24 protein-coding genes are annotated in these 20,700 nt (G+C 71.4%); 16 read left to right on the forward strand and 8 right to left on the reverse strand.

The window, feature by feature from the left end:
- Positions 1-1,027: FUSC family protein (locus KUF83_RS25880; RefSeq protein ID WP_217457336.1), on the forward strand; the 1,027-nt coding region annotated here is incomplete at its 5' end.
- A complete protein-coding gene (locus tag KUF83_RS25885) occupies positions 1,024-1,611 on the forward strand; it encodes a MarR family winged helix-turn-helix transcriptional regulator (RefSeq protein WP_217457337.1) in 588 nt (195 codons plus the stop codon). The genes KUF83_RS25880 and KUF83_RS25885, both read left to right, overlap by 4 nt.
- 109 nt (positions 1,612-1,720) lie before the next feature.
- Here KUF83_RS25885 and KUF83_RS25890 read toward each other — a convergent pair whose 3' ends face one another.
- A complete protein-coding gene (locus KUF83_RS25890) occupies positions 1,721-2,773 on the reverse strand; it encodes a LacI family DNA-binding transcriptional regulator (RefSeq protein ID WP_254644410.1) in 1,053 nt (350 codons plus the stop codon).
- Between the two features lie 123 nt (positions 2,774-2,896).
- On the opposite strand from KUF83_RS25890, the gene KUF83_RS25895 reads away from it, so the two are divergent.
- Entirely contained in the window at positions 2,897-4,318 is a 1,422-nt protein-coding gene (locus tag KUF83_RS25895; protein ID WP_254644389.1) for an endo-1,4-beta-xylanase, read from the forward strand.
- Positions 4,319-4,384: 66 nt separating this feature from the next.
- Here KUF83_RS25895 and KUF83_RS25900 read toward each other — a convergent pair whose 3' ends face one another.
- Entirely contained in the window at positions 4,385-5,434 is a 1,050-nt protein-coding gene (locus KUF83_RS25900; protein ID WP_217457340.1) for a Ppx/GppA family phosphatase, read from the reverse strand.
- A gap of 118 nt (positions 5,435-5,552) precedes the next feature.
- Here KUF83_RS25900 and KUF83_RS25905 point away from each other — a divergent pair, with 118 nt between their 5' ends.
- Entirely contained in the window at positions 5,553-5,936 is a 384-nt protein-coding gene (locus KUF83_RS25905) for a DUF6479 family protein (protein WP_254644390.1), read from the forward strand.
- Positions 5,937-5,973: 37 nt separating this feature from the next.
- Here the strand turns inward: KUF83_RS25905 and KUF83_RS25910 are convergent, their stop codons facing one another.
- Positions 5,974-6,519, reverse strand: coding sequence for a cysteine hydrolase family protein (locus tag KUF83_RS25910; protein WP_217457341.1), 546 nt, complete (start codon positions 6,517-6,519; stop codon positions 5,974-5,976).
- A 37-nt stretch (positions 6,520-6,556) separates the two neighbouring features.
- Between KUF83_RS25910 and KUF83_RS25915 the strand changes: the two genes are divergently transcribed.
- The 3 genes from KUF83_RS25915 (at position 6,557) to KUF83_RS25925 (ending at position 8,576) form a co-directional block, all read left to right on the forward strand.
- Positions 6,557-7,087 carry a flavin reductase family protein gene (locus KUF83_RS25915; protein WP_254644391.1) on the forward strand — a complete coding sequence of 177 codons (531 nt, stop codon included), beginning with the start codon at positions 6,557-6,559 and terminating at the stop codon, positions 7,085-7,087.
- A 129-nt stretch (positions 7,088-7,216) separates the two neighbouring features.
- Complete coding sequence (locus tag KUF83_RS25920; protein WP_217457342.1) at positions 7,217-8,182, forward strand: LLM class F420-dependent oxidoreductase; 966 nt, start codon at positions 7,217-7,219, stop codon at positions 8,180-8,182.
- Positions 8,183-8,204: 22 nt separating this feature from the next.
- Positions 8,205-8,576: a VOC family protein gene (locus tag KUF83_RS25925; protein ID WP_217457343.1), complete on the forward strand. Its 372-nt coding sequence runs from the start codon at positions 8,205-8,207 to the stop codon at positions 8,574-8,576.
- 138 nt (positions 8,577-8,714) lie between these two features.
- On the opposite strand, the gene KUF83_RS25930 is transcribed toward KUF83_RS25925, so the two are convergent.
- Entirely contained in the window at positions 8,715-10,208 is a 1,494-nt protein-coding gene (locus tag KUF83_RS25930; protein ID WP_217457344.1) for an alpha/beta hydrolase, read from the reverse strand.
- 66 nt (positions 10,209-10,274) lie between these two features.
- On the opposite strand from KUF83_RS25930, the gene KUF83_RS25935 reads away from it, so the two are divergent.
- Positions 10,275-11,174: a MerR family transcriptional regulator gene (locus tag KUF83_RS25935; protein WP_217457345.1), complete on the forward strand. Its 900-nt coding sequence runs from the start codon at positions 10,275-10,277 to the stop codon at positions 11,172-11,174.
- Positions 11,175-11,192: 18 nt separating this feature from the next.
- Here KUF83_RS25935 and KUF83_RS25940 read toward each other — a convergent pair whose 3' ends face one another.
- A complete protein-coding gene (locus KUF83_RS25940; protein ID WP_217457346.1) occupies positions 11,193-11,579 on the reverse strand; it encodes a VOC family protein in 387 nt (128 codons plus the stop codon).
- A gap of 87 nt (positions 11,580-11,666) precedes the next feature.
- On the opposite strand from KUF83_RS25940, the gene KUF83_RS25945 reads away from it, so the two are divergent.
- On the forward strand, positions 11,667-12,206 hold the full coding sequence (locus KUF83_RS25945) for a GNAT family N-acetyltransferase (RefSeq protein ID WP_217457621.1): 540 nt from the start codon (positions 11,667-11,669) through the stop codon (positions 12,204-12,206).
- 3 nt (positions 12,207-12,209) lie between these two features.
- Here the strand turns inward: KUF83_RS25945 and KUF83_RS25950 are convergent, their stop codons facing one another.
- Positions 12,210-12,893: a glycerophosphodiester phosphodiesterase family protein gene (locus KUF83_RS25950; RefSeq protein WP_217457347.1), complete on the reverse strand. Its 684-nt coding sequence runs from the start codon at positions 12,891-12,893 to the stop codon at positions 12,210-12,212.
- 380 nt (positions 12,894-13,273) lie between these two features.
- Between KUF83_RS25950 and KUF83_RS25955 the strand changes: the two genes are divergently transcribed.
- From KUF83_RS25955 to KUF83_RS25975, 5 genes are all read left to right on the forward strand, one after another.
- A complete protein-coding gene (locus KUF83_RS25955; RefSeq protein WP_217457348.1) occupies positions 13,274-14,671 on the forward strand; it encodes a DUF6421 family protein in 1,398 nt (465 codons plus the stop codon).
- Positions 14,672-14,709: 38 nt separating this feature from the next.
- Positions 14,710-15,471 carry an SDR family NAD(P)-dependent oxidoreductase gene (locus KUF83_RS25960; protein WP_217457349.1) on the forward strand — a complete coding sequence of 254 codons (762 nt, stop codon included), beginning with the start codon at positions 14,710-14,712 and terminating at the stop codon, positions 15,469-15,471.
- Positions 15,468-16,538, forward strand: a complete 1,071-nt coding sequence (locus tag KUF83_RS25965) for a low specificity L-threonine aldolase (RefSeq protein ID WP_217457622.1) — start codon at positions 15,468-15,470, stop codon at positions 16,536-16,538. Before KUF83_RS25960 ends, KUF83_RS25965 begins: the two co-directional genes overlap by 4 nt.
- Before the next feature lie 82 nt (positions 16,539-16,620).
- On the forward strand, positions 16,621-17,193 hold the full coding sequence (locus KUF83_RS25970; RefSeq protein ID WP_217457350.1) for a transglutaminase domain-containing protein: 573 nt from the start codon (positions 16,621-16,623) through the stop codon (positions 17,191-17,193).
- Positions 17,194-17,214: 21 nt separating this feature from the next.
- Entirely contained in the window at positions 17,215-17,919 is a 705-nt protein-coding gene (locus KUF83_RS25975) for a B3/4 domain-containing protein (RefSeq protein ID WP_217457351.1), read from the forward strand.
- 36 nt (positions 17,920-17,955) lie between these two features.
- Here the strand turns inward: KUF83_RS25975 and KUF83_RS25980 are convergent, their stop codons facing one another.
- A complete protein-coding gene (locus KUF83_RS25980; RefSeq protein ID WP_217457352.1) occupies positions 17,956-18,684 on the reverse strand; it encodes a 1-acyl-sn-glycerol-3-phosphate acyltransferase in 729 nt (242 codons plus the stop codon).
- 186 nt (positions 18,685-18,870) lie between these two features.
- A complete protein-coding gene (locus KUF83_RS25985; protein WP_217457353.1) occupies positions 18,871-19,287 on the reverse strand; it encodes a DUF4395 domain-containing protein in 417 nt (138 codons plus the stop codon).
- Between the two features lie 75 nt (positions 19,288-19,362).
- On the opposite strand from KUF83_RS25985, the gene KUF83_RS25990 reads away from it, so the two are divergent.
- Together KUF83_RS25990 and KUF83_RS25995 are read left to right on the forward strand one after the other, a co-directional pair.
- Positions 19,363-19,785 (forward strand): thioredoxin family protein, encoded by a 423-nt coding sequence (locus KUF83_RS25990; RefSeq protein WP_217457354.1) that lies wholly within the window; start codon positions 19,363-19,365, stop codon positions 19,783-19,785.
- Positions 19,786-20,007: 222 nt separating this feature from the next.
- Positions 20,008-20,517 (forward strand): flavin reductase family protein, encoded by a 510-nt coding sequence (locus KUF83_RS25995; RefSeq protein WP_217457355.1) that lies wholly within the window; start codon positions 20,008-20,010, stop codon positions 20,515-20,517.
- Positions 20,518-20,700: the final 183 nt, after the last annotated feature.

Raw genomic sequence — 20,700 nt, forward strand, 5'->3', positions numbered from 1 at the left:
GAGGGCCCGGGCCGCCGCCGCGGCCGCCGTGCACGCCGCCTGGCAGCCGCTCCTCGCCGCCGGTTCGCGCCCGGAACCGCGCCGCTCCCTCGAACGGCTCGTCGTGCGGGCCGAGATCGCACTCGCCGCCCCGGGCGACACGGACCCCGCCCGCCTGCGCTCCTGGGCGCGCGACCTGCGCGGCACGAAGCCCGTACCCCGCCCCGCACCGGGACCGGCCGCCGACGAACTGCTCGGCGTGGAGATCGAACTGGCCGCCGGACAGGCCCGGCCGACCAGCAGGCTGCGCCCCCTCCTGCCGCTCGCCCTGCGCACCGCGCTCGGCTGCGCCCTCGCCGGTCACGTGTCGCTGGCGCTCGGCGTCGGCCGTCCGTACTGGGCCCTCGTCACCGCCGCCGCGCTCTATCAGGCGAACATCACCCTGACCTGGAGCCGGGGAGTGCAGCGCGTCGTCGGCAACCTCGTGGGCGTCCTCCTCTTCGCGGCCGTCGCCCCGCTCGCCCACCTCGGGCCCGCAGCCCTGGTCCTGTGCTGCCTCGCCTTCAACTTCGGCGCGGAGGCCCTGATCAGCCGCAACTACTGGCTCGGCAGTGTCTGCGTGACCCCGATGGCGCTGCTGATCACCGAGTTCACGGGCTTCCAGGAGCCCGGCGGGCTGATGACGGACCGGCTCGTGGACACGCTGGTCGGCGCGTTCGTCGGATTCGCCGCCGCGGTCGCCGTCACCAACCGGCGTGCGGGGGACCGTATCGAGGACGCTCTCGACACCGCGGACCGCGCTCGCGCGCACGCGGAGCGGCTGATCGCCGCCGAGCGCCCCGGCCCCGCCGCACTGGAGTCCGCCCGCCGTCGCCTGGCCGCCGCGCTCGTCGAACTGCGTGCCACCGCCGACGCGGCGGCCGGCGAATGGTGGCAGCGCGCCCTGCCGGAGGAACGGGTGATGCTGGCCGAGCAGGCCGGACACCGTACGCTCGCGGCGACGGTACGACGGCAGGGACCGCACCTTCTGGAGGGCGCACGGGCATGACGGCAGCGAACGGGGGAAGGGCGGCCGGTGTCGGCGCCGCCGGTGGGGGGACACAGGGGGATGCCGCCGGGGGCCCGGCCGCGGGCGACACGCTCGCGGCGGTGGTCCGGCAGTGGCAGGCGGTCCACCCCGACCTCGACACCGGCCCCATGGAGATCATCGGCCGCATCAACCGCTGTGCCGCGCTCCTCCAGCAGGCCGAGGACGCGCCCCTGCGGCACGCCGGACTCACGCGCCCCGAGTTCGACCTTCTCGGCGCCCTGCGCCGCACGGGTCTCGAACTGACACCCGGTGAGCTGGCCCGGGAGACCTTCTCCTCCGGGGCCGCCGTCACCAAACGGCTCAAGCAGCTAACCGAACGTGGGCTCGTCGAGCGCCGCGGCGACACCCGCGACCGGCGCGTCGCCCATGTCCGCCTCACGGACGCCGGACGCGCCCTCGTCGACGGCATCCTTCCCGCACAGCTCTCGTACGAGACAGTGGTCCTGTCCGGAGTCGACCGCATCAGACAGGGCGAACTGGCCGCTCTGCTCGGCGACCTGCTCGTCCAGCTCGAGGGCCGGCTGCGCGGGCCGCGCGTCTGACCTGCGAGGGGCCCATCCCCGCCGCACCGCACGCCGACTTGTGGGCCCCTGCCCGGGTCGCCCGGGTCGCCCGCCTCGCGTCCACCGGACGGCCGAGCCCCGGCACGTCCTACGGTCCGGTGGGCGCCGGCGCCGTGCTGGACCGTACGACCAGTTCGGTGGCCAGCTCCACCCGGGGCGAGTCGAGCTGCTCGCCCCGGGTGAGCCTCAGGACCGTACGGGCCGCGAGCTTGCCCATCTCGGCGAGGGGCTGGCGGACCGTCGTGAGCGGCGGAGCGGACCAGCGGACTTCCGGAAGGTCGTCGAAACCCACCACGCTCATGTCCTCCGGGACGCGCGCCCCGCGCCGTCGCAGCGCCTCGACGGCGCCCATCGCCATCTGGTCGCTCGCGGCGAAGAGAGCGGTGGGCGGTTCGGCGAGATCGAGGAGGGCGGTGCAGCCGGTGAACCCGGACTCCTGGTAGAAGTCCCCGGGCACGATCAGCGACTCGTCGACCGCGATCCCGGCCCGGTCCAGTGCCGCCCGGTAGCCGTCCAGGCGGGCCCGCGAGCAGAGCAGCCGGGGCGGGCCCGCGACGAAGCCGATCCTGCGGTGGCCGAGCCGCAGCAGATGCTCGGTGGCGGCCATCCCGCCCGCCCAGTTCGTGGCGCCCACCGTGGGCGCGTCCAGGGCGGGGGAGCCCGCCGGATCGACCACCACCAGCGGTACACCCAGACGGCGCAACTCGTCGTGAAGGACGGGCTCCAGGACGGACGTGACCAGGACGACGCCGTCGGAGGCGCGCGCCCGCAGATTCGTCATCCACTGGCGGGCGTCCCCCGAGCGCCCGTGGATCGCGGATACGACCGTCCCGACGCCCGCCGCGTGCGCCACCTCCTCCACACCCCGGATGATCTCCACCGCCCAGGGGCTGTCGAGGTCGTTGAAGACGAGGTCGATCAGCGCGGCGCGGTCCCGCGATCCGGCCGGCCGCCTGCGGTAGCCGTGCCGGTGCAGCAGGTCCTCCACTCGCGCGCGGGTCCGCGGAGCCACGTCGGACCTGCCGTTCACCACCCGCGACACGGTCGGTACGGAGACTCCGGCCTCCCGTGCGATCTCCGTGATCGTGACCTTCCCCCGGCCCGTCCGCGTCCCGCTGTCTCCGGCGTCCCCCACGGTCAACTGCCCCACCTCCGTTGACGGTTACCACGTGCGCCTCTACCGTTCCGGACGCACTCTCGAAACTTTGCAGAGGTCTTCCGGAAATTCCGGGAGCGACGTGAAGCCATCATGAGAGGGACGTCCATGAAGCCCCAGAGCTTACGCAGAGCCGCGTCCGTGATCCTGGCCGCGGCCTCGCTCCTGATCGGGGGAGCCACCTCCGGTCACGCCGCCGCCGGTCCGGGACAGGCGGGCCCGGTCCGGCAGGCCGCCGCCGAACCCGTGCTGCGGGACCTCGCCGCCGCCAAGGGCATCTACTACGGAACGGCCGTCACGGCCTCCAAGCTGAGCGGCACCTACGGAGCGGTCGTCGGCGAGCAGTTCGACTCCATCACCCCCGGCAACGAGATGAAGTGGGGCTCGGTCGAACCGACCCGCGGCACCTACAACTGGTCCGGCGCCGACGCCGTCGTCGACTACGCCGAGGCCCACGGCCAGAAGGTCCGCGGCCACACCCTCGTCTGGCACAGCCAGCTGCCCGACTGGGTCAGCAACGGCAGCTGGACCGCCGGCACCCTGCGGACCGTGATGACCGACCACATCGCCGCCGAGGCCGGCCGCTACAAGGGACGCATCGACCACTGGGACGTCGTCAACGAGCCGTTCAACGAGGACGGGACGCGCCGCCAGTCCGTGTTCCAGACGGCGATCGGCGACTCGTACATCGCCGAGTCCCTGCGGGCGGCCCGCGCCGCCGACCCGGCGGCCAAGCTGTACGTGAACGACTACAACGTCGAGGGCGTCAACGCGAAGAGCACCGCCCTCTACAACCTCGTCAAGTCCCTCAAGGAGCAGGGCGTCCCGATCGACGGCGTGGGTCTGCAGGCCCACCTGATCCTCGGACAGGTGCCCTCCACGCTGCAGGCCAACATCCAGCGGTTCGCCGACCTCGGCGTGGACGTGGCCATCACCGAGCTCGACATCCGGATGACGACTCCGCCCACCAGTGCCCAACTCACCCAGCAGAAGGCCGAGTACAAGGCCGTCACAGGCGCCTGCCTCGCCGTGGCGCGCTGCGAGGGCGTCACCGTCTGGGGCTTCACCGACTCCGACTCATGGATCCCGGACGTGTTCACCGGCTACGGGGCGGCGACTCCGTACGACGAGAACTTCCGCCCGAAGCCCGCCTACTACGGCATCGCGGAGGCCCTCGGCTGGACCGACGGCGGTACGAACCCGCCGACAGGAGCCTGCGCGGTCACGTACGCCGTGCAGAGCCAGTGGAACACCGGCTTCACCGCGCAGGTGACGGTCAAGAACACGAGCACCACCGCCGTCAACGGCTGGAAACTGGCGTGGAGCTGGCCCGCGGGGCAACGCGTCACCCAGGCCTGGAACGCGACGCTCACCCAGTCCGGCGCGGCCGTCACCGCCGCCGACGCCGGCTACAACGCGGCGATCGCACCGGGCGCGAGCGCCACGTTCGGCTTCAACGGCTCCTGGTCCGGCGGCAACACCGCACCCACGGCCTTCACCCTCAACGGGACGGCCTGCACCTCACCGTAGGCAGCGCTCCGGGTGCCGACGGGGTGCCCCGTCGGCACCCGTGTCCGGTGAGGGGCACCACGCCCGTCAGCCCGGGCGGTGGGCCGAGGACGCGACGGCGGCAGCCGTCGCCGCCTCGGCCGCGCGCAGGGGGCGGAGCACCGGCGGCGCCATGGTCTCCTGGGCCCGCACGCCGTACTCGTCCCACCAGTCGGAGCTGCCGTCCTCGATGCAGCGCAGCAGCACCCCTTCGCGCAGGGCCCAGGGACAGATGGTCACCTCGTCGATGCCCATCAGCTTCATCGTGGTGTGCGCGACGATCGCTCCGGCCAGGGACTGACCGGAACGCGCGAGGGAGACACCCGGCAGCAGGGCTCGTTCGGTGGCCGGCAACGCCGCCAGCTGCTCCACGGCCCTGCCGAGGTCGGAGCGGGCCATGCCCCGGGGGGTGAAGGGGCCGGACCGCCCGGGGGCCGCCCCGCACAGCCGGCCCAGCTGCTGGAACATCCGCGAGGACACGACCGTCGTCCGCGGAGCCTCCCACCGGATGCGGGCCGCGACGTCCCGCAGCTGGTGGCGCACATGCCGGCGCAGCAGCCTGGTCCGGTGCGGCGACGGCGGGTCCTGGCCGCGGAAGAACTCACGGGTCAGCCGGTTGGCCCCCAGCGGCAGCGAGATCGCGAAGTCGGGCAGTTTGCTCCGGCCGAAGGCCACCTCCAGCGTGCCGCCCCCGATGTCCAGCAGGGCCAGTGGCCCCGCGCGCCAGCCCATCCAGCGCCGGGCGGCCAGGAACGTCAGCTCCGCCTCCACTTCACCGGGCAGCACGTGCAGCGGAACCCCGGCCTCCGCGGTGACCCGCTCGAGGACCTCGGGGCGGTTCGGGGCGTCCCGCACGATGGCCGTGGCGAAGGCGAAGGGCCGGGTCACCCCCCAGCGTCGTCCCTCTTCGCGGGCGTCCTTCACCGCCTCCACCAGCCGGTCCACCTGTTCGTCCGGCAGCCGGCCCCCCGGCTCGACGTGCGCCGAGAGCCTCAGCCGGCGCTTGGCGGTGTGCACCGGAAGCGGAACGGCTCCGTCCGTCTCCGCGATGACCAGCCGTACCGTGTTGGACCCGACGTCGAGTACACCCATTCGCATCCCCTCTCCGTACCCTCGGGCGCCCTCGGCATGCCGGGGGCGCGGGGTCTTCGGGGTGAATCGGCCCGAACGCCGAAGGTGCCCTGTTTGGGTCGTTCTGTCGGGGTACTCGCCCTTTATGCAGATCTCTGGCAGGGACGCGGTGATCCCGCACGAAGTCATGGCCGATTCGGAGCCCTTCGTGGTGGGACCCCTTGTGGTGGGACTTCTGATCACGGCGATGCTGGTCGTCGTGGTGTGGTGGGGCGTGCGGATGCGCCGCGGAGAACCCGGTCCGCCGCGGCCCGAGGACCAGCCGCGGCTGCCCGAGACGGGCGCGGTCCACGAGGTCAGCGAGATGCGCGAACCCGACGAGATGCCGCGCGGCGGCAAGGCCCTCACTCCGCACGAACTGGGTTCCGCGGGCAACGTGTCCACGCGGCGCGCCCGGAACCAGAAGCGGCGCCTGTGGAGCCGGAACAGCAGCGGGGGATTCGGCAGCGGCGGTCTCGGCCGTCACTGAGGCCGGCGGGTCGTCGGCCTCGGTCGTGCGGGACGGGTCAGAGTCGCGCCGTCGCGGCCGTACGGATCTCCACCGCCATGTTCCGCTCCATCATCCGCAGCGCGGCCTCCGCGAGATCCGCGTGGATGTGGGCGACCGCGTCGGCGGGGACGGTGACCCTGAGGTGACGGATGTGCGCGTCGAGCGCCGAGTACAGCACGCACTGTTCGGTCACCTGGCCGCACATCACGACATGGCCGACCCCGAGCTGCCCCAGCAGGTAGCCGAGCGGCGTCTCGAAGAAGATGGAATGGCGTGCCTTCACGACGAACAGCGACCTGTCGTCGGGACGGATCGGCTCCACCAGGTCGGCGTGCGGACCCGCGAGCGCGGTCTCCAGGATCTCGCCGTGATGGGAACGCCACTCGCCGAAGTTGTCGTTGACGTAGATCACCGGAACGTCCTGCTCCCGGGCCCGCTCCAGAAGGTGTACGACCCGGGGCAGGGCCTCACGCGCCGACGGGAGCAGGTGTTCGGCATCCTCGTGGTCGTATGTGTTGATCATGTCGATGACGATCAGTGCCGTCTTGTCGGTCTCGCGCATGTGGTTCGTGGTTCCACCAAGGAGCGGGAAGGAATCAATGGGGTCTGAAGAGGTGGCGTGGGCGGCGGGATCCATGGAGCCGTTCCTCGAGCGGCTCGACCATCCGGTGTACGTGGTGACGGTGGAGGCCGGCGGGGAGCGGGCGGGTTGTCTGGTGGGCTTCGCCTCGCAGTGCTCGATCGGACCCACCCGCTTCATGGTGTGGCTGTCGAAGGCCAACCGCACCTTCAGGGTGGCGGCGTCGGCCCGGTTGCTCGGCGTGCATCTGCTCGGCCGCGACCAGTACGCCCTGGCGGAGCTGTTCGGAGGCGAGACGGGCGACGGTGTCGACGAGAGCGGGCGCCGCTTCGACAAGTTCGCCCGCGCGCCCTGGGCTCCCGGTCCGGGCGGTGTCCCCGTGCTGGACGGGGTGCCGGCCTGGTTCGTGGGACGGGTGGAAGGGCTCACGGACGCCGGTGACCATGTGGGCTTCCTGCTGAGCCCGGTCGCGTCCGGGGGCGGTGCGCACGCGGGGGAACCGCTGCGCCTGAGCGACGTGATCCACATCGACGCCGGCCACCCTGCCTGAAGCCACCGGGCACAACGTTCCGGCCGAGAACCGTGCCCGTGCCGCTGACTGGACCGCCGAGGGCTGGGCACTCGGGTGCCGCTCACGGGGGAAACGTTTCGGGTACCACCGACCGGCTACTAGGAACACATGGTGCAAATCGGATACACGATGATGACCGAACAGGCCGGCCCCCGTGACCTCGTACAGCACGTGGTGGCCGCCGAACAGGCCGGATTCGACTTCTCTGTCACGTCCGACCACTACTTCCCCTGGCTTGAGGAGCAGGGACACGCGCCGTACGCGTGGAGCGTTCTCGGCGCCGCCGCGCAGGCCACCTCCACGATCCCCCTCATGACGTACGTGACCTGCCCGACGACCCGCTACCACCCGGCGGTCGTCGCCCAGAAGGCCGCCACCACCCAGTTGCTCGCCGAAGGGCGATTCCGGCTCGGGCTCGGTTCCGGGGAGAACCTCAACGAGCACGTGGTGGGCGGCGGCTGGCCCGCCGCGCACGTACGCCTCGAAATGCTGGAAGAGGCCATCGAGATCATCCGCGCGCTGTTCGAGGGCAAGAACGTCAACCATCACGGCCCTCACTTCGACGTGGAGAACGCCCGGCTCTTCGACCTGCCGGACGAGCCGCCCCCCATCGGTGTCGCCGTCTCCGGAGAGCGCTCCTGCGCCCTCGCGGGCCGGCTCGCCGATCTGGTCATCGCCACCGAACCGAAGGCCGAACTGATCGGCTCGTTCGACCGGCACGGCGGCAGCGGCAAGCCCAAGGTGGGCCAGCTGCCCGTCTGTTACGACCCCGACAAGGACGCGGCGGTGGCGCGGGCGCACGAGCAGTTCCGCTGGGCGCTCGGCGGCTGGCCGGTGAACTCCGAACTGCCCGGACCGGCGAGCTTCGACACGGCCACCCAGCACGTCCGCCCCGAGGACGTCGCGCAGAGCGTCCCGTGCGGCAACGACGTCGACGCCTTCGTCGAGGCCGTCCGCCCCTACGTCACCGCGGGATTCACCGAGGTCGCGCTCGTCCAGGTCGGCGGCGACCACCAGTTCCCCTTCCTGGACTGGGCCGAGAAGAAGCTGCTGCCCGCGCTGAAGGACCTGTGAGCGGCCTGCCGAAAGGACGATCATGCCCATCGCCACGTACTGCCTCGTAGCCCTGGACTGCCAGGACCCACCCGCCCTCGCGGAGTTCTACGCCGGCGTGCTCGGAGGCGAGGTCAAGCAGTACGACGACGACTGGTACGACCTCCACGCCCCCGGCGGCCACCGCATCTCCTTCCAGCGGGCGTCCGGCCACCGCCCACCCGACTGGCCGCGCGCAGACGGCAACTCCCAGCAGCTCCACCTGGACTTCACCGTGCCGGACATCGACGCGGCCGAGGCCCAGGTACTGGCCCTGGGCGCCACCCCGCTCGACCTCGACGACGACGGCGGAAGCCGAGGCTTCCGCGTGTACGCCGACCCGGCCGGTCACCCGTTCTGCCTGTGCAAGGACTGACCCGCCGCAGGTCCGACCCGGGCGGCTGAACGACCGGGCGGCCGACGGCGGAGCGCGCTGGGCGTGCGCCAGGCCCTCCCGCGGCGCTTTGCTCCCCGGAGACAGGTGCCGCAGCGGCGGTCGGCGGGTACGCGTGCGTCACGACGGTCGCGTCAGGTGTGCGAGGACCGTGCGCATGGCCCGTGACACGGCGTCGCGGGACTCGTCCGTCGGTTCGTGGATCTCGAAGCCGTGCCGGCCGCGCGGGACGTCGATGATCTCGACAGGGGTCTTCGTCTCCTGCGCCGCGGTCGTGAACTCCTCCACCGTGGCGGCGATCTGCGGGGTCTCCAGGCCCGCCCGGGTGAGCACGAGCGGCGGCGGCGCCGCGTCGTCCGCCCGCAGCGCGGGGACCGGGTGGAAGCGGGGGCCGATGGCGCCCCAGCCCGGCAGCGGGGCGAGGATCGGGTAGGTGAGGGCCAGACAGCGCAGCCACGGGGGCGGGGCGGCGATCCAGTCCGCGGCGAGCGGTCCGGCGCCGGAGAAGATCCACAGGGCGATGCGCCGCGCGTCCACGCGGGGGTCCGCCCGCAGCAGTTCGAGCGCCTCGGCGATGTCGTCCGCGGCCCGCGCGTAGTCGGTGAGGCCGTGCAGGCGGTGGTCCACGACGGCGCCCACCGCGCCGAGGCCCGCGGTGCAGCGGGCGTAGCCGAGGTAGAACGGCGCGTCGCGGGGCGTCGGGACGAGGTCCGGCGGCACCGGGCCCCCGTGCACGAACAGCACCGCGGGCCAGGGCCCTTGAGCCTCACCGGATTCCGGCAGGTGCAGGTCCACCCGCCCGTTGCGCACCCGCCGCCGCTCCGGAGCGTCGAGCAGGAAGGACCCGAGGAACGGCGACTCGTCCTCGGGTACGGTCAGCCGCCGCCCCTCGCCCGCGGCCGCGCGCAGCAGTACCTCGGCCAGTTCGTCGGGGCACGACAGCATCGGCCAGTGCCCGGTGGCCAGTTCGAAGAAACCCACCCGCGGATCGGCCAGCTTCCGGAACTGCGGCGGACCGGTACGCACCAGCGCCTCGACCAGGTCCACGGTCGTCCCTCCCGCCGTGCACAGGACTCCGCTGGTCGGGACGGCCGCGCCGGCGCCGGTCAGCCGCAGGGGCCGGGTCAGCGTGCGGGACGGCTGCGGGGCGGCCAGCCCGCTCAGCAGTTCCAGCTGCTGGGCCGACAACCCCTCCGTGCTGCCCCACCGCTGCCACTGGTCGGGCCCCGGTGGCGGCACCAGCGCCGAACCGTCCTCCGTACGCAGGAGTTCGTGCACGGTCTGGTCCGGTACGAGGGCCAGTGCCGTATCACCGTCCTGAGGCATCCCGGCGTCCAGGTGCACGATCCGCGCGACCCGCTCAGGGCGGCGGTCCGCGGCGCCCAGCACGGGATGGATCGCGTAGTCGTGGCCCACCAGGACCAGGTCGCCGCACGGCTCCAGGGAGTCGATCAGCCGGACCACGTCCTCGACGTGCGTCTCCAGGTCGGCCTCGGGCTGCCGGCTGAGCGTCACCGGGTGCGCTCCGGCGCCCGACTCCCGCAGCCGCAGGGCCACCTCGCTCCAGAGCCGCCCGTCGGTGAACGGGCCGGAGACCAGGACGAACGTGGACATGAGTACCTCCAGGGGCAGGGTCGGTCGTGGGTAACCTAGGAACTCCCCCTGAGGGAGGTTCAACCCTTGCCACCGGACAGCACCCTGAGCATCGGCGAACTCGCCGCGCGGGCGGGGACGACGGTCAAGACCGTCCGCTTCTATTCCGACCGGGGCCTGCTGCCGGAGGCCTCGCGCAGCGCCGGAGGGCACCGCCGATACGGCCCCGGGGCGCCGGCCCGGCTGCGCATGATCCGCGCACTGCGCTCGCTCGGTGTGCCCGTCCCCGAGATCGGTCGGGTCCTCGACCGCGGGGACACCCTGGAGGACGTCGTCGCGCGCCGGCTGGAGGACCTCGGCGCCGAACTCGCCGCCCTGCGCTGGCGAGAGGCCGCGCTGCGGGCACTCCAGGACGGCGCCCCGGAGCAGCTCGCGGAGCGCCTGGAACTGATCGGGGCGGTCAGCGTCCCGCCCAGCACCGCCGCCCTCGCGCACTACTGGCGCCGCCTGCTGCCGGTGCGGCTCTCCGCCCGCCTCCGCACGGCCGTCACCGATGCGGCCGTCCCGCAGCCCTCCGCCGACCCCACTCCGGGCCAGGTCCTCGCCTTCGCCCGCATCCATGCGCTGGCGAAGGCCGCCACCGACCACTGCCTCGTGTCCCACCGGCCGGCCGCGGTCGCCCACCCGGACCTGCTCTACGGCGGCCTGTACGAGGCTCACCGGCTGGTGGAAGCCGCCCTGCGGGCCGACCGCGACCCCGGCCCGGGCGAGGCACTGGACTGCTACGTGGCCGCCCACGCCCGCGCCTGCGGCACCCGCGACAGTCCGGACTTCCGCCGGACCCTCACCGTCCGTCTCGCCGCGGAGGACCACCCGGTCATGTCCCGCTACTGGCAGCTCGCGGGGGAGCTGACGCCCGGTCTCACCCTCGGAGGCGCGGACTCCTGGCTCCGCGAGGCGCTGACCCAGAGCACGGCCGCCGGCTGAACCCCGCGGCCAGGAGCCTCACGGGCGGTACCTCAGGGGGTGGTCCTCCGGTACCTCGCACATGACGATCTGCGTCCCGTCCGGGTCCGCGAACCACATCTCGACGAGCCCCCACGGCTCCTTCACCGGTGGCCGGAGCACCTCGACACCGGCGGCCACCAGCTCCTCGTACGCCGCCGCCACGTCGGCGACCTGGAGCCACAGCTTCAGGGCGGGGGAGGGCGGTTCCCCGGAGCGCCCGGAGATCTCCAGGAAGCCGCCGCCGAGGAAGTAGACGGTGCCGCGCTCGGGCCCCGTACCGAACTCGCGGTAGACGGGCAGCCCCAGCTTCTCGCCGTAGAAGACACGGGAACGTTCGGGATCGGCAGGGCGGAGCAAGGTCCGGCTGCTCAGTACATACACCATGCGTCCCGACCCTAGGCCCGACAGGGCCCAGTGGGAGCGTTACCCTCGTCCATGCCCGAGCCGCGCCCGAGATCGGAGAACCGCTCCATGGACACCGCCCACGACGGACTGACCTTCCGTGACGCTGTCGACGCCGACGTGGACGCCATCGTCGCGCTGATCGAGTCGGCGTACCGGGGGGACTCCAGCCGCACCGGCTGGACCACCGAGGCGGACATCCTGGAGGGGCAGCGGACGGACCCGGAGGGCGTCCTCGCGGTCATCAAGTCGCCGGACAGCCGCCTGCTGGCCGTCGAGCGCGACGGCAGGGTGATCGCGTGCTGCCAGCTCGAACACCGCGGCACGCACGCCTACTTCGGGATGTTCGCGGTCAGCCCCGCGCTGCAGGGAGCGGGCTTCGGCAAAACGATCATCGCCGAGGCCGAGCGGTTCGCCGGCGAGGTCTGGGGAGCCGAGGAGATGCACATGACCGTGATCTCCGTACGCGAGGACCTCATCGCCTGGTACGAGCGGCGCGGCTACCGCCGTACGGGAGAGATGACTCCCTTCCCGTACGGCGACGAGCGGTTCGGCGTGCCGCAGCGCGACGACCTGCGATTCGAGCTTCTGGTGAAGCCGCTCGCATAATCGTTACGCCGTGAAGCGGCCGGTGCGCTTGATCTCCGGGTAGTCGGTGGTGGCGCCGTCCAGCCCCAGCGCACGCACCAGGCGCAGCTGGTCCTGGGTGTTCACGACCCAGCCGATGATCCGCAGGTCCGCCTTGCGCGCGCGCTCGACGATCTCCAGGGTCAGCCGGCGGATGTTCAGCACGAGACTCGTGGCGCCGGCCGCGGTCGCCCGCTCGACGACATCGATGCCATAGCGGCTGGCGACCAGCGCCGTACGGACGCCGGGGACGAGTCGCGCGATCTCGGCGACGGCCTCGTCGTGGAACGACAGGACCTCGACCCTGCCGACGAGGTCGCGCCGGTTCATGACCTCGGCGAGCGCCCGGGCCGCGGCCACGTCCTTGATCTCGGCCTGGAGCGGGGCCGTGACGGCGTCCAGGACCTCCTCGAACACGGGGATGCGCTCACCGCGGCCCGCGTCCAGCACGCGGAGCTCGGCGAGGGTCTTCTCGGCGATCGGTCCCGAACCGTCGGTCGTCCGGTCCACGTCGGCGTCGTGCATGACGACGAGCGCGCCGTCCTTGCTCAGGTGCAGATCCAGCTCGATCAGGTCGAGGCCCGCCTGCTGGGCGGCGATGAAGGAACGGAGGGTGTTCTCGGGCTCGACACCCATGATTCCGCGATGACCGATGGTGAGGAAGTTCAAGGGGGTGACTCCGCTTCCGTCGACGGCGGCTCGGTTGCCGCGTGCCGTGGTCCCGTGGCCACGCGGCAAGGCCGCAGCCTAGTGGCCCCGCCCGGTGCCGGACCCGCTTTGGTGGCCGGGAATGAGCCCTCTCAGCCGTGTGAACGGGCCTCGCCGGGCCCGTCCGCCTCACCCCTGCGTGGGCGAGTCCCCCACGGGTTGACCGAACTTCGACGGCTACCCAGCCGACGGCGGAAGTATTCGCCGTCACGGTGGATCGCAGGAAAAATAGCGGTGAAGATGTAGGCAGGCAGAATAATCTCCGGAGATCTTCACTTGTGGCGGAGAGGGCCTCCCGCATACGGTGTCCATACGCGAGGTTCTCCCGTGGAGGATGGGTCATGACGGAAATGCTTGTGCAGGTGGGTGCGGAGGAGCAGGTTCCTCCCCTGAGCAGGGTGGTGAGCCACCCGGCCTGGCCCGTGCTCAAGGATGCCGTGGAACGGATCCGGCCATGGCAGTCCAAGGACGGGTCGATCGACTTCGACGCCGAGACCGCGCCGGATCCGGCCGACGCCGATCTGGCCGTGCGCCGTGTCGTGGACGCCGTCCAGGAGCTGTCGCCGCTGGTCCCGCACGACTCCGAGTACCACGCGGCGCTCGTCAAGGACCTGCACCGCTGGGCGGACGGCGGCTTCCGGGTGCCCGACTTCCTCGACTCGCTCCTGGCCTTCCAGCCCGCGGCCCGCCGCGAGGACGGCCTCGAGCACCTGGTCGTCTTCCCGATGTACACGCAGAACGGCAACCCGGACCGCAACTTCGAAGCGGTCGTCCTGCGCATGGTCTGGCCCGACTGGCTGGCCGAGCTGGAGCGCACCCGCTACGACAACCCGCTGTTCTGCGGCATCAAGTTCGAGGACTTCACAGCCGGCTACGACACCAACTCGGCGGTCCTCTTCCCCGAGACCATCGCCGTGCGCGAGGCCCCGGAGCGCTTCAGCTGGGGCGGCATCTTCTGCGACCGCGAGGCCGCCCGCTTCCGCAGGGTCACCGAAGCCGCCGTCGACACGCTCGGCCTCGAACTGCCCGACGGCATCCGAGAGATGGTCGGCGACCAGGCGCGCTGTGAGCAGGCCTTCGTCCTGTGGGACATGGTGCACGACCGCACCCACAGCCACGGCGACCTGCCCTTCGACCCCTTCATGATCAAGCAGCGCCAGCCGTTCTGGATGTACGGCCTGGAGGAGCTGCGCTGCGACCTCACCGCCTTCAAGGAGGCCGTGAAGCTGGAGGCCGACGGTTTCCCGCAGGGTCGTGACGTGCAGTACGCGGTCCTGTTCGACCGGATGTTCCGCTTCCCCGTGACGGGTGACCGCGTCCGCAACTACGACGGCCTCGGCGGGCAGCTGCTCTTCGCCTACCTGCACAAGCACGACGTCGTGCGCTGGACGGACAACAAGCTGCACATCGACTGGGACCGCGCCCCCCAGGTCACCAACCAGCTCTGCGCCGAGATCGAGGACCTCTACCGGGCCGGTATCGACCGTCCGAAACTGGTCCACTGGTTCGCCGCGTACGACCTGGTCTCCCAGTACCTCGCCCCGCACCCGGGGTCCCGCTGGGCCAAGGGTCCCGACGCCCTCGACCTGACGCTGCCGCCGAGGAAACTGGTGGACGACGTGCTTCCGGACGAGTTTCCCCTGAGCATGTTCTATGAGGCGCTCTCCAAGAAGCTGAAGAACGTGATCGCTTCCACCAGGGGCATCACCGCGGCGAGTGCCGAGCGGGTGGCCGCGTGAGCGACCGCGTCCGGAACACTGCTCAGGAGGCGAAGACCATGGGGAACGGGAATGGGGCACTGAGCGGAGCGGTGATCGCGGTGGCCGGCGCGGGCGGGCCGGTGGGCCGCGCGACCCTGCTGCGACTGGCCGAGGCGGGGGCCGTGGTCGTCGGCTCCGACAACGACCCGGAGCGCCTGGCCGAGGCCGTGGACGCCGCCCGCTACGCCCACGGCGGTGCCACCGTCGTCGGTGACACGGTCGACCTGCTCGACCGCGAGTCGTCCAGGGACTGGGCCGCGCGTATCGAGAAGGACTTCGGGCGTGTCGACGGACTGGTCCACCTCGTCGGCGGCTGGCGTGGCAGCGAGACGTTCGCCAAGACGAACCTCGACGACTGGGACCTGCTGGAGATGCTGCTCATCCGCACGGTGCAGCACACGTCCCTCGCCTTCCACGAGGCGTTGCAGCGCAGCGACCGCGGCCGGTACGTGCTGATCAGCGCCGCGGGCGCCAGCAAGCCCACCGCGGGCAACGCCGCGTACGCCGCCGCCAAGGCCGCCGCCGAGGCCTGGACGCTGGCCATGGGCGACTTCTTCCGCAAGGCGGGGATCTCCCAGGGCGCCGACGGCCCGACGTCCGCGGCCGCCATCCTGATCGTGAAGGCCCTGGTGCACGACGCGATGCGCGCCGAGCGCCCGAACGCGAAGTTCGCGGGGTTCACGGACGTCAAGGATCTGGCCGAGGCGATTGCCGATGTCTGGGAGCAGTCCGCCGCCGAAGTGAACGGAAAGCGTCTGTGGCTGACCGAGAAGCCGTGAACCCACCGAAGACGGACGCCCGGCGGCGCCACGACCCCCAGGTCCGCGGCTTCGCCAGCGACAACTACGCGGGGGCCCACCCCGAGGTGCTCGCCGCCCTGGCCCTGGCCAACGGCGGGCACCAGGTCGCGTACGGCGAGGACGACTACACCGACCACCTCCAGCAGGTGATACGGGGGCACTTCGGCGCGGGCGCGGAGGCGTTCCCCGTGTTCAACGGCACGGGCGCCAACGTCGTGGCACTCCAGGCGCTGACCGACCGCTGGGGCGCGGTGATCTGCGCGGAGAGCGCGCACATCAACGTCGACGAGGGCGGTGCTCCCGAGCGGATGGGCGGGCTCAAGCTGCTCACGGTGCCCACACCCGACGGGAAGCTGACGCCCGAGCTGATCGACCGGCAGGCGTACGGCTGGGACGACGAGCACCGGGCGATGCCACAGGTCGTGTCGATCACGCAGAACACCGAGCTGGGCACCGTCTACACGCCCGACGAGGTCCGCGCGATCTGTGACCACGCCCACCAGCACGGCATGAAGGTGCACCTCGACGGCGCCCGGATAGCGAACGCGGCCGCCTCTCTGGACGTGCCGATGCGGGCCTTCACCAACGCGGTCGGCGTGGACGTCCTGTCCTTCGGCGGCACCAAGAACGGCGCGCTGTTCGGCGAGGCCGTCGTCGTCCTCAACAGGGACGCCGTCAGCCACATGAAGCATCTGCGCAAGCTGTCGATGCAGCTCGCCTCCAAGATGCGCTTCGTGTCGGTGCAGCTGGAGGCACTGCTCGCCAAGGACCTGTGGCTGCGCAACGCCCGCCACGCCAACGACATGGCCCAGCGGCTCGCCGAGGGCGTGCGCGCGGTGCACGGTGTCGAGATCCTGTACCCGGTGCAGGCCAACGCCGTCTTCGCCCGGCTGCCCCACGACGTGAGCGAGCGCCTGCAGAAGCGCTACCGCTTCTACTTCTGGGACGAGGCCGCCGGAGACGTGCGCTGGATGTGCGCCTTCGACACGACCGAGGACGACGTCGACGGCTTCCTGGCGGCGCTCAAGGAGGAGATGGCCCGGTAGCGCAACGGTCGTTATGCATAGCTATACGGTCACCCGAAAAAGAATTGACTCCCGGGTGGCCGTATTCCTATGCTCTGCCGACATGCAACTGACTCAGGACACGCCTGACCTTTCCGCGTATCTGGCTGCCGACGAGGTCGTCGACCACCATCATCCGGTGGTCCGTGAGGTGGCCGGCCGCCTGGCGAGCCAGGTCGCCGACTCGTATAGCTATGCGCAGGCCGCCTTCGAATTCGTGCGTGACACCATTCCGCACTCCCAGGACTCCGGTGACCCCCGCGTCACCTGGCGCGCCTCCGACGTGCTGACGCAGCGCACCGGTATCTGCCACGCCAAGGCCCACGCCCTGGCCGCCCTGCTGAGGGCCGAGGACATCCCGACGGCGTTCTGCTATCAGAAGTTCGAGGTGGTGCACGGACTCGTCGCCGTCCGGTTCGGCGGTGCCTGGCACCGCCAGGACCCGCGCGGCAACAAGCCGGGCGTGGACGCCCGCTTCTCCCTCGAAGGCGAGCGGCTGGCTTTCACCCTCGACCCGAAGTCCAATGAGATGGACTATCCAGTACTGTACGCTGAACCGCACCCGGTCGTTCTGAGTGCCCTCAGGGCCGCCCGCGACCGGCCGCACCTGTGGGAGCTCCTTCCCACCGCACTCTGATCCAGGCAGGCAAGGCGGACCATGACTCTCTCGCTCACCGTGTCCGACGAGGTGCGCGCGCTCGCGCCCGGCTTCACGCACGTCGCCGTGGAGGCCCGCGGACTCGTCAACGGCCCCAGCACGGAAGGCAGCGCGCGGCTCCTGGACGACGCGGCCCGCCGTCTCGCCGTACGGCTGGAGGGGAGCGCCCCGCACGAGGACCCGCACATGGCCGCCTGGCGGAGCGTGTACACGGCGTTCGGCTCCAAGCCGTCGCGGACGCGCAACTCGGCGGAAGCGCTGGCCAGGCGGGCCCTCTCGGACGCCGGACTGCCCCGCATCAACGTCCTCGTCGACCTCTACAACGCGATCAGCGTCGCCCACCTGATCCCGGTCGGCGGCGAGGACCTCGGGCGGGTGCGGGGCGGGATGCGCCTCGTGCGTGCCGCGGGGGACGAGGAGTTCGTGACCGTCGCGGGCGGCGAGGAGGCCGTCGAGCACCCCGACGCCGGCGAGGTGGTGTGGTGCGACGAAGCGGGTGTGACCTGCCGCCGCTGGAACTGGCGACAGGGACCGCGCACCCGGCTGGCCGAGGAGTCGACCTCGGCGGTCTTCCTCCTGGAGAGCCTGCCCCCGATGCCGGTGGCCGCCGTGGAGGCGGCAGGGGCCGAACTCGCCGGGCTGCTGGAGAAGTTCAGCCCGGGCGCGCGGATCACCGTCCGGGCTCCGGAGCCGGCGTCTCGCTGACGACCGGAACCCTGCCCGTGCCGCGGCTGCCGCCGGTCAGCGGGCCTCGGCGGCCTTCACCTCTTCGGGCGTCGGAGCGGTGCCGCCGAGGTGCGCCGGCATCCACCATGTGTCGTCCGGGCCCTTGGGGCGTACGGGGTAGGCGCGCTGGGCGGCTTCCAGGAGCTCCTGCACGCGCTCGCGCAGCTGCCGGGTGATCGCACCCGCGTACTTGTCGCGCGACGCTTCTATGGCCTCGCCGACGCGGATGGTGATCGGGATGTGGTTGCGCTTGAAGTTGCGCGGGTGCCCCTTGGTCCACAGGCGCTGGGTGCCCCACACGGCCATCGGGATCAGCGGGACGCCGGCCTCCTGGGCCATGCGCGCGGCACCCGACTTGAAGCTCTTCAGCGTGAACGACTGGGAGATCGTGGCCTCGGGGAAGACACCGACGATCTCACCGGAGCGCAGCGACTCCAGCGCGTGCGCGTAAGCCGTCTCGCCCTGCTTGCGGTCCACGGGGATGTGCTTCATGTTGCGCATCAGGGGGCCGGAGATCTTGTGCCGGAACACCGACTCCTTCGCCATGAAACGGACCAGGCGCTTCTGGGGCAGGGCGGCGAGCCCGTCGAAGATGAAGTCGAGATAGCCGATGTGATTGCTCACCAGCACGGCACCGCCCGTGCGCGGGATGTTCTCCGAACCCTTGAGATCGATCTTCAGGTCCCAGGCCTTGAACAATGTCTGGGCGAGACCGATGGCGGGACGGTAGGCAAGCTCAGCCATGAACGGCGTGGACCCTTCTCTGTTGTGCCCGGGGAGAAGCTCCGGCGGGTAACTTACGCTGCCGTAGGTTTACGGCATTGCGCAGATCGTGCCCGAAGAACGGACGAGTGACCAGCCCTGGTGCCGCAGATCGGCGAGATCCTCGTCACGTCACCCCTTGATCCACCTCGGCTTTTTACGTGGCCTTTACTCCGCTCGAACCGCCACGCGGCGTACGAGCAGGTACATCTCGCACCCGAGGCAGTACCCGAACACCGCGTTGAGAAACGCGGCCGCCAGCGCCGCCCCGGTCGCCGCGAGCCCCAGCCACTCGGGGCCCACCGCGTACCCGAGGAGTCCCACCACCGCGAAGGCGAGTCCGACCCCCTGTGCGAACCGTGGCGGTTCGGGCGACTCGAACTCCGTCGGCGGCCCGATCCGCGGGCGTACGAACCGCCGGAACAGCAGGCCGTACGGGGAGCGGCCGACGCCCCCTGCCGCACCGAGCGCGAACGCCAGCGTCTGCCAGGCCAGCAGCCAGGCGCTGCCGGTGATCAGCACGACCGCCAGCACCACGGTCGTCACGGCCGCTCCGAAGCGCGGCCCCCTCACGTCAATGTCCATGAATCAAGCATTCCGCACGAAGAACCTTCCGCGACCGCGGGAATCTTTGCAGTCGCGTGAACGCTGAAGCCGGGGATGACCGGACTTGTGGTGTGCGTGGTGGTGCTTGCGGCGGCGAGCGCCTACGGAGTGCTGAACCGACGGCGGAGCGGGAGAGTCAGAGTGCGCGGGCGGGACGGCGGAAAGCGGCTCAGCGCGACCGAACTGGGCGAGGACCTCGGCGAGCGCGCCACGCTCGTCCAGTTCTCCAGCGCCTTCTGCGCGCCCTGCCGGGCGACCCGCAGGGTGCTCGGCGAGGTGGCCGCCATGGTGCCGGGCGTGAGCCACGTCGAGATCGACGCCGAGAACCGTCTCGACCTCGTACGCGAACTCGACATCCTCAAGACGCCGACCGTGCTCGTCCTCGACGCCGACGGCAGAGTCGTACGGCGCGCGACCGGACAGCCGCGCCGCGCGGACGTCATCGCCGCGCTGGGCGAGGCGGTCGAAACCCCCTGATCCGCGAGGCTGGAGGCCGCCGGTGACGCATCTCCCACATGACGGGACGCACTTGACTGCACCCGCCACCTATCGTCAGCCTGACCGTATGGTGCCGGAACTCCTTCTCGTCGAGCGCGAACGCCATCGGACCGCGACCCTCGTCCGCGGTGTGAGCGGGCGCTGTCCGGGCTGCTGAGCAGTCAAGGACCAGCGATTCGTCCCACGCAGAAGGACAACTCCATGACGGCCACGCCCGATCTCAGCACCCCCCGACTCGCCTCTCCCGATCTCCTGCGCTCCGTCTTCAGGCGGCACGCGGCCGGTGTCGCCGTGATCACCGCACGGGGCGAGGAGGGCCCGGTGGGCTTCACCGCCACCTCGCTCGCCTCCGTGTCCGCCGAGCCGCCGATGATCTCCTTCGGCATCGGTACCGGTGCCTCCAGCTGGCCGGCGATCGCCCGGACGGACCACGTGGGCGTCCACATACTCGGCGAGCACCAGCGGGAGCTGGCCGCCACCTTCGCCCGCAGCGGCGCCGACCGTTTCGGCGAGCCCACCGCCTGGCGCGAGGGCCCCGAGGGCGTTCCGGTGCTCGACGGCGTCCTCGCCTGGCTCGTGTGCCGGATCGTCACCCGGGTGCCCGCGGGGGACCACCGCATCGTGCTGGCCGAGGTGGTGCTCGGGGACCCCGCCGGTGCGGGACGCCCCCTCCTGTACCACCAGGGGCGTTTCGGCGGACTGCGGGAATGACGGGAGGGATCCGCCGAGCCGTCCGGCCCACCTCGCCTGCGAGAGCGTCGAGTTCCGATTACGCTGCGTTGCGAAGGTCACAGTTCAAAGCGCTTGCTTAGAGGGAACCACCTGCGGGAGCGTAGATGTGCGTACTGGCGAGTAATATTTCGCCCGGAGCGCGGGTCGCCCCCACCGGGAACG

The organism is Streptomyces sp. BV286, assembly GCF_019090165.1.
Taxonomy (GTDB): Bacteria; Actinomycetota; Actinomycetes; order Streptomycetales; family Streptomycetaceae; genus Streptomyces.

Excerpts from the sequence above, each read along its gene's own strand:
- KUF83_RS25885 (WP_217457337.1), top strand. The coding sequence starts at position 1,024 with ATGACGGCAGCGAACGGGGGAAGGGCGGCCGGTGTCGGCGCCGCCGGT.
- KUF83_RS25895 (WP_254644389.1), top strand. The coding sequence starts at position 2,897 with ATGAAGCCCCAGAGCTTACGCAGAGCCGCGTCCGTGATCCTGGCCGCG.
- KUF83_RS25900 (WP_217457340.1), bottom strand. The coding sequence starts at position 5,434 with ATGCGAATGGGTGTACTCGACGTCGGGTCCAACACGGTACGGCTGGTC.
- KUF83_RS25905 (WP_254644390.1), top strand. The coding sequence starts at position 5,553 with ATGCAGATCTCTGGCAGGGACGCGGTGATCCCGCACGAAGTCATGGCC.
- KUF83_RS25910 (WP_217457341.1), bottom strand. The coding sequence starts at position 6,519 with ATGCGCGAGACCGACAAGACGGCACTGATCGTCATCGACATGATCAAC.
- KUF83_RS25915 (WP_254644391.1), top strand. The coding sequence starts at position 6,557 with ATGGGGTCTGAAGAGGTGGCGTGGGCGGCGGGATCCATGGAGCCGTTC.
- KUF83_RS25920 (WP_217457342.1), top strand. The coding sequence starts at position 7,217 with ATGGTGCAAATCGGATACACGATGATGACCGAACAGGCCGGCCCCCGT.
- KUF83_RS25925 (WP_217457343.1), top strand. The coding sequence starts at position 8,205 with ATGCCCATCGCCACGTACTGCCTCGTAGCCCTGGACTGCCAGGACCCA.
- KUF83_RS25930 (WP_217457344.1), bottom strand. The coding sequence starts at position 10,208 with ATGTCCACGTTCGTCCTGGTCTCCGGCCCGTTCACCGACGGGCGGCTC.
- KUF83_RS25940 (WP_217457346.1), bottom strand. The coding sequence starts at position 11,579 with ATGGTGTATGTACTGAGCAGCCGGACCTTGCTCCGCCCTGCCGATCCC.
- KUF83_RS25945 (WP_217457621.1), top strand. The coding sequence starts at position 11,667 with ATGGACACCGCCCACGACGGACTGACCTTCCGTGACGCTGTCGACGCC.
- KUF83_RS25955 (WP_217457348.1), top strand. The coding sequence starts at position 13,274 with ATGACGGAAATGCTTGTGCAGGTGGGTGCGGAGGAGCAGGTTCCTCCC.
- KUF83_RS25960 (WP_217457349.1), top strand. The coding sequence starts at position 14,710 with ATGGGGAACGGGAATGGGGCACTGAGCGGAGCGGTGATCGCGGTGGCC.
- KUF83_RS25970 (WP_217457350.1), top strand. The coding sequence starts at position 16,621 with ATGCAACTGACTCAGGACACGCCTGACCTTTCCGCGTATCTGGCTGCC.
- KUF83_RS25975 (WP_217457351.1), top strand. The coding sequence starts at position 17,215 with ATGACTCTCTCGCTCACCGTGTCCGACGAGGTGCGCGCGCTCGCGCCC.
- KUF83_RS25980 (WP_217457352.1), bottom strand. The coding sequence starts at position 18,684 with ATGGCTGAGCTTGCCTACCGTCCCGCCATCGGTCTCGCCCAGACATTG.
- KUF83_RS25985 (WP_217457353.1), bottom strand. The coding sequence starts at position 19,287 with ATGGACATTGACGTGAGGGGGCCGCGCTTCGGAGCGGCCGTGACGACC.
- KUF83_RS25990 (WP_217457354.1), top strand. The coding sequence starts at position 19,363 with ATGACCGGACTTGTGGTGTGCGTGGTGGTGCTTGCGGCGGCGAGCGCC.
- KUF83_RS25995 (WP_217457355.1), top strand. The coding sequence starts at position 20,008 with ATGACGGCCACGCCCGATCTCAGCACCCCCCGACTCGCCTCTCCCGAT.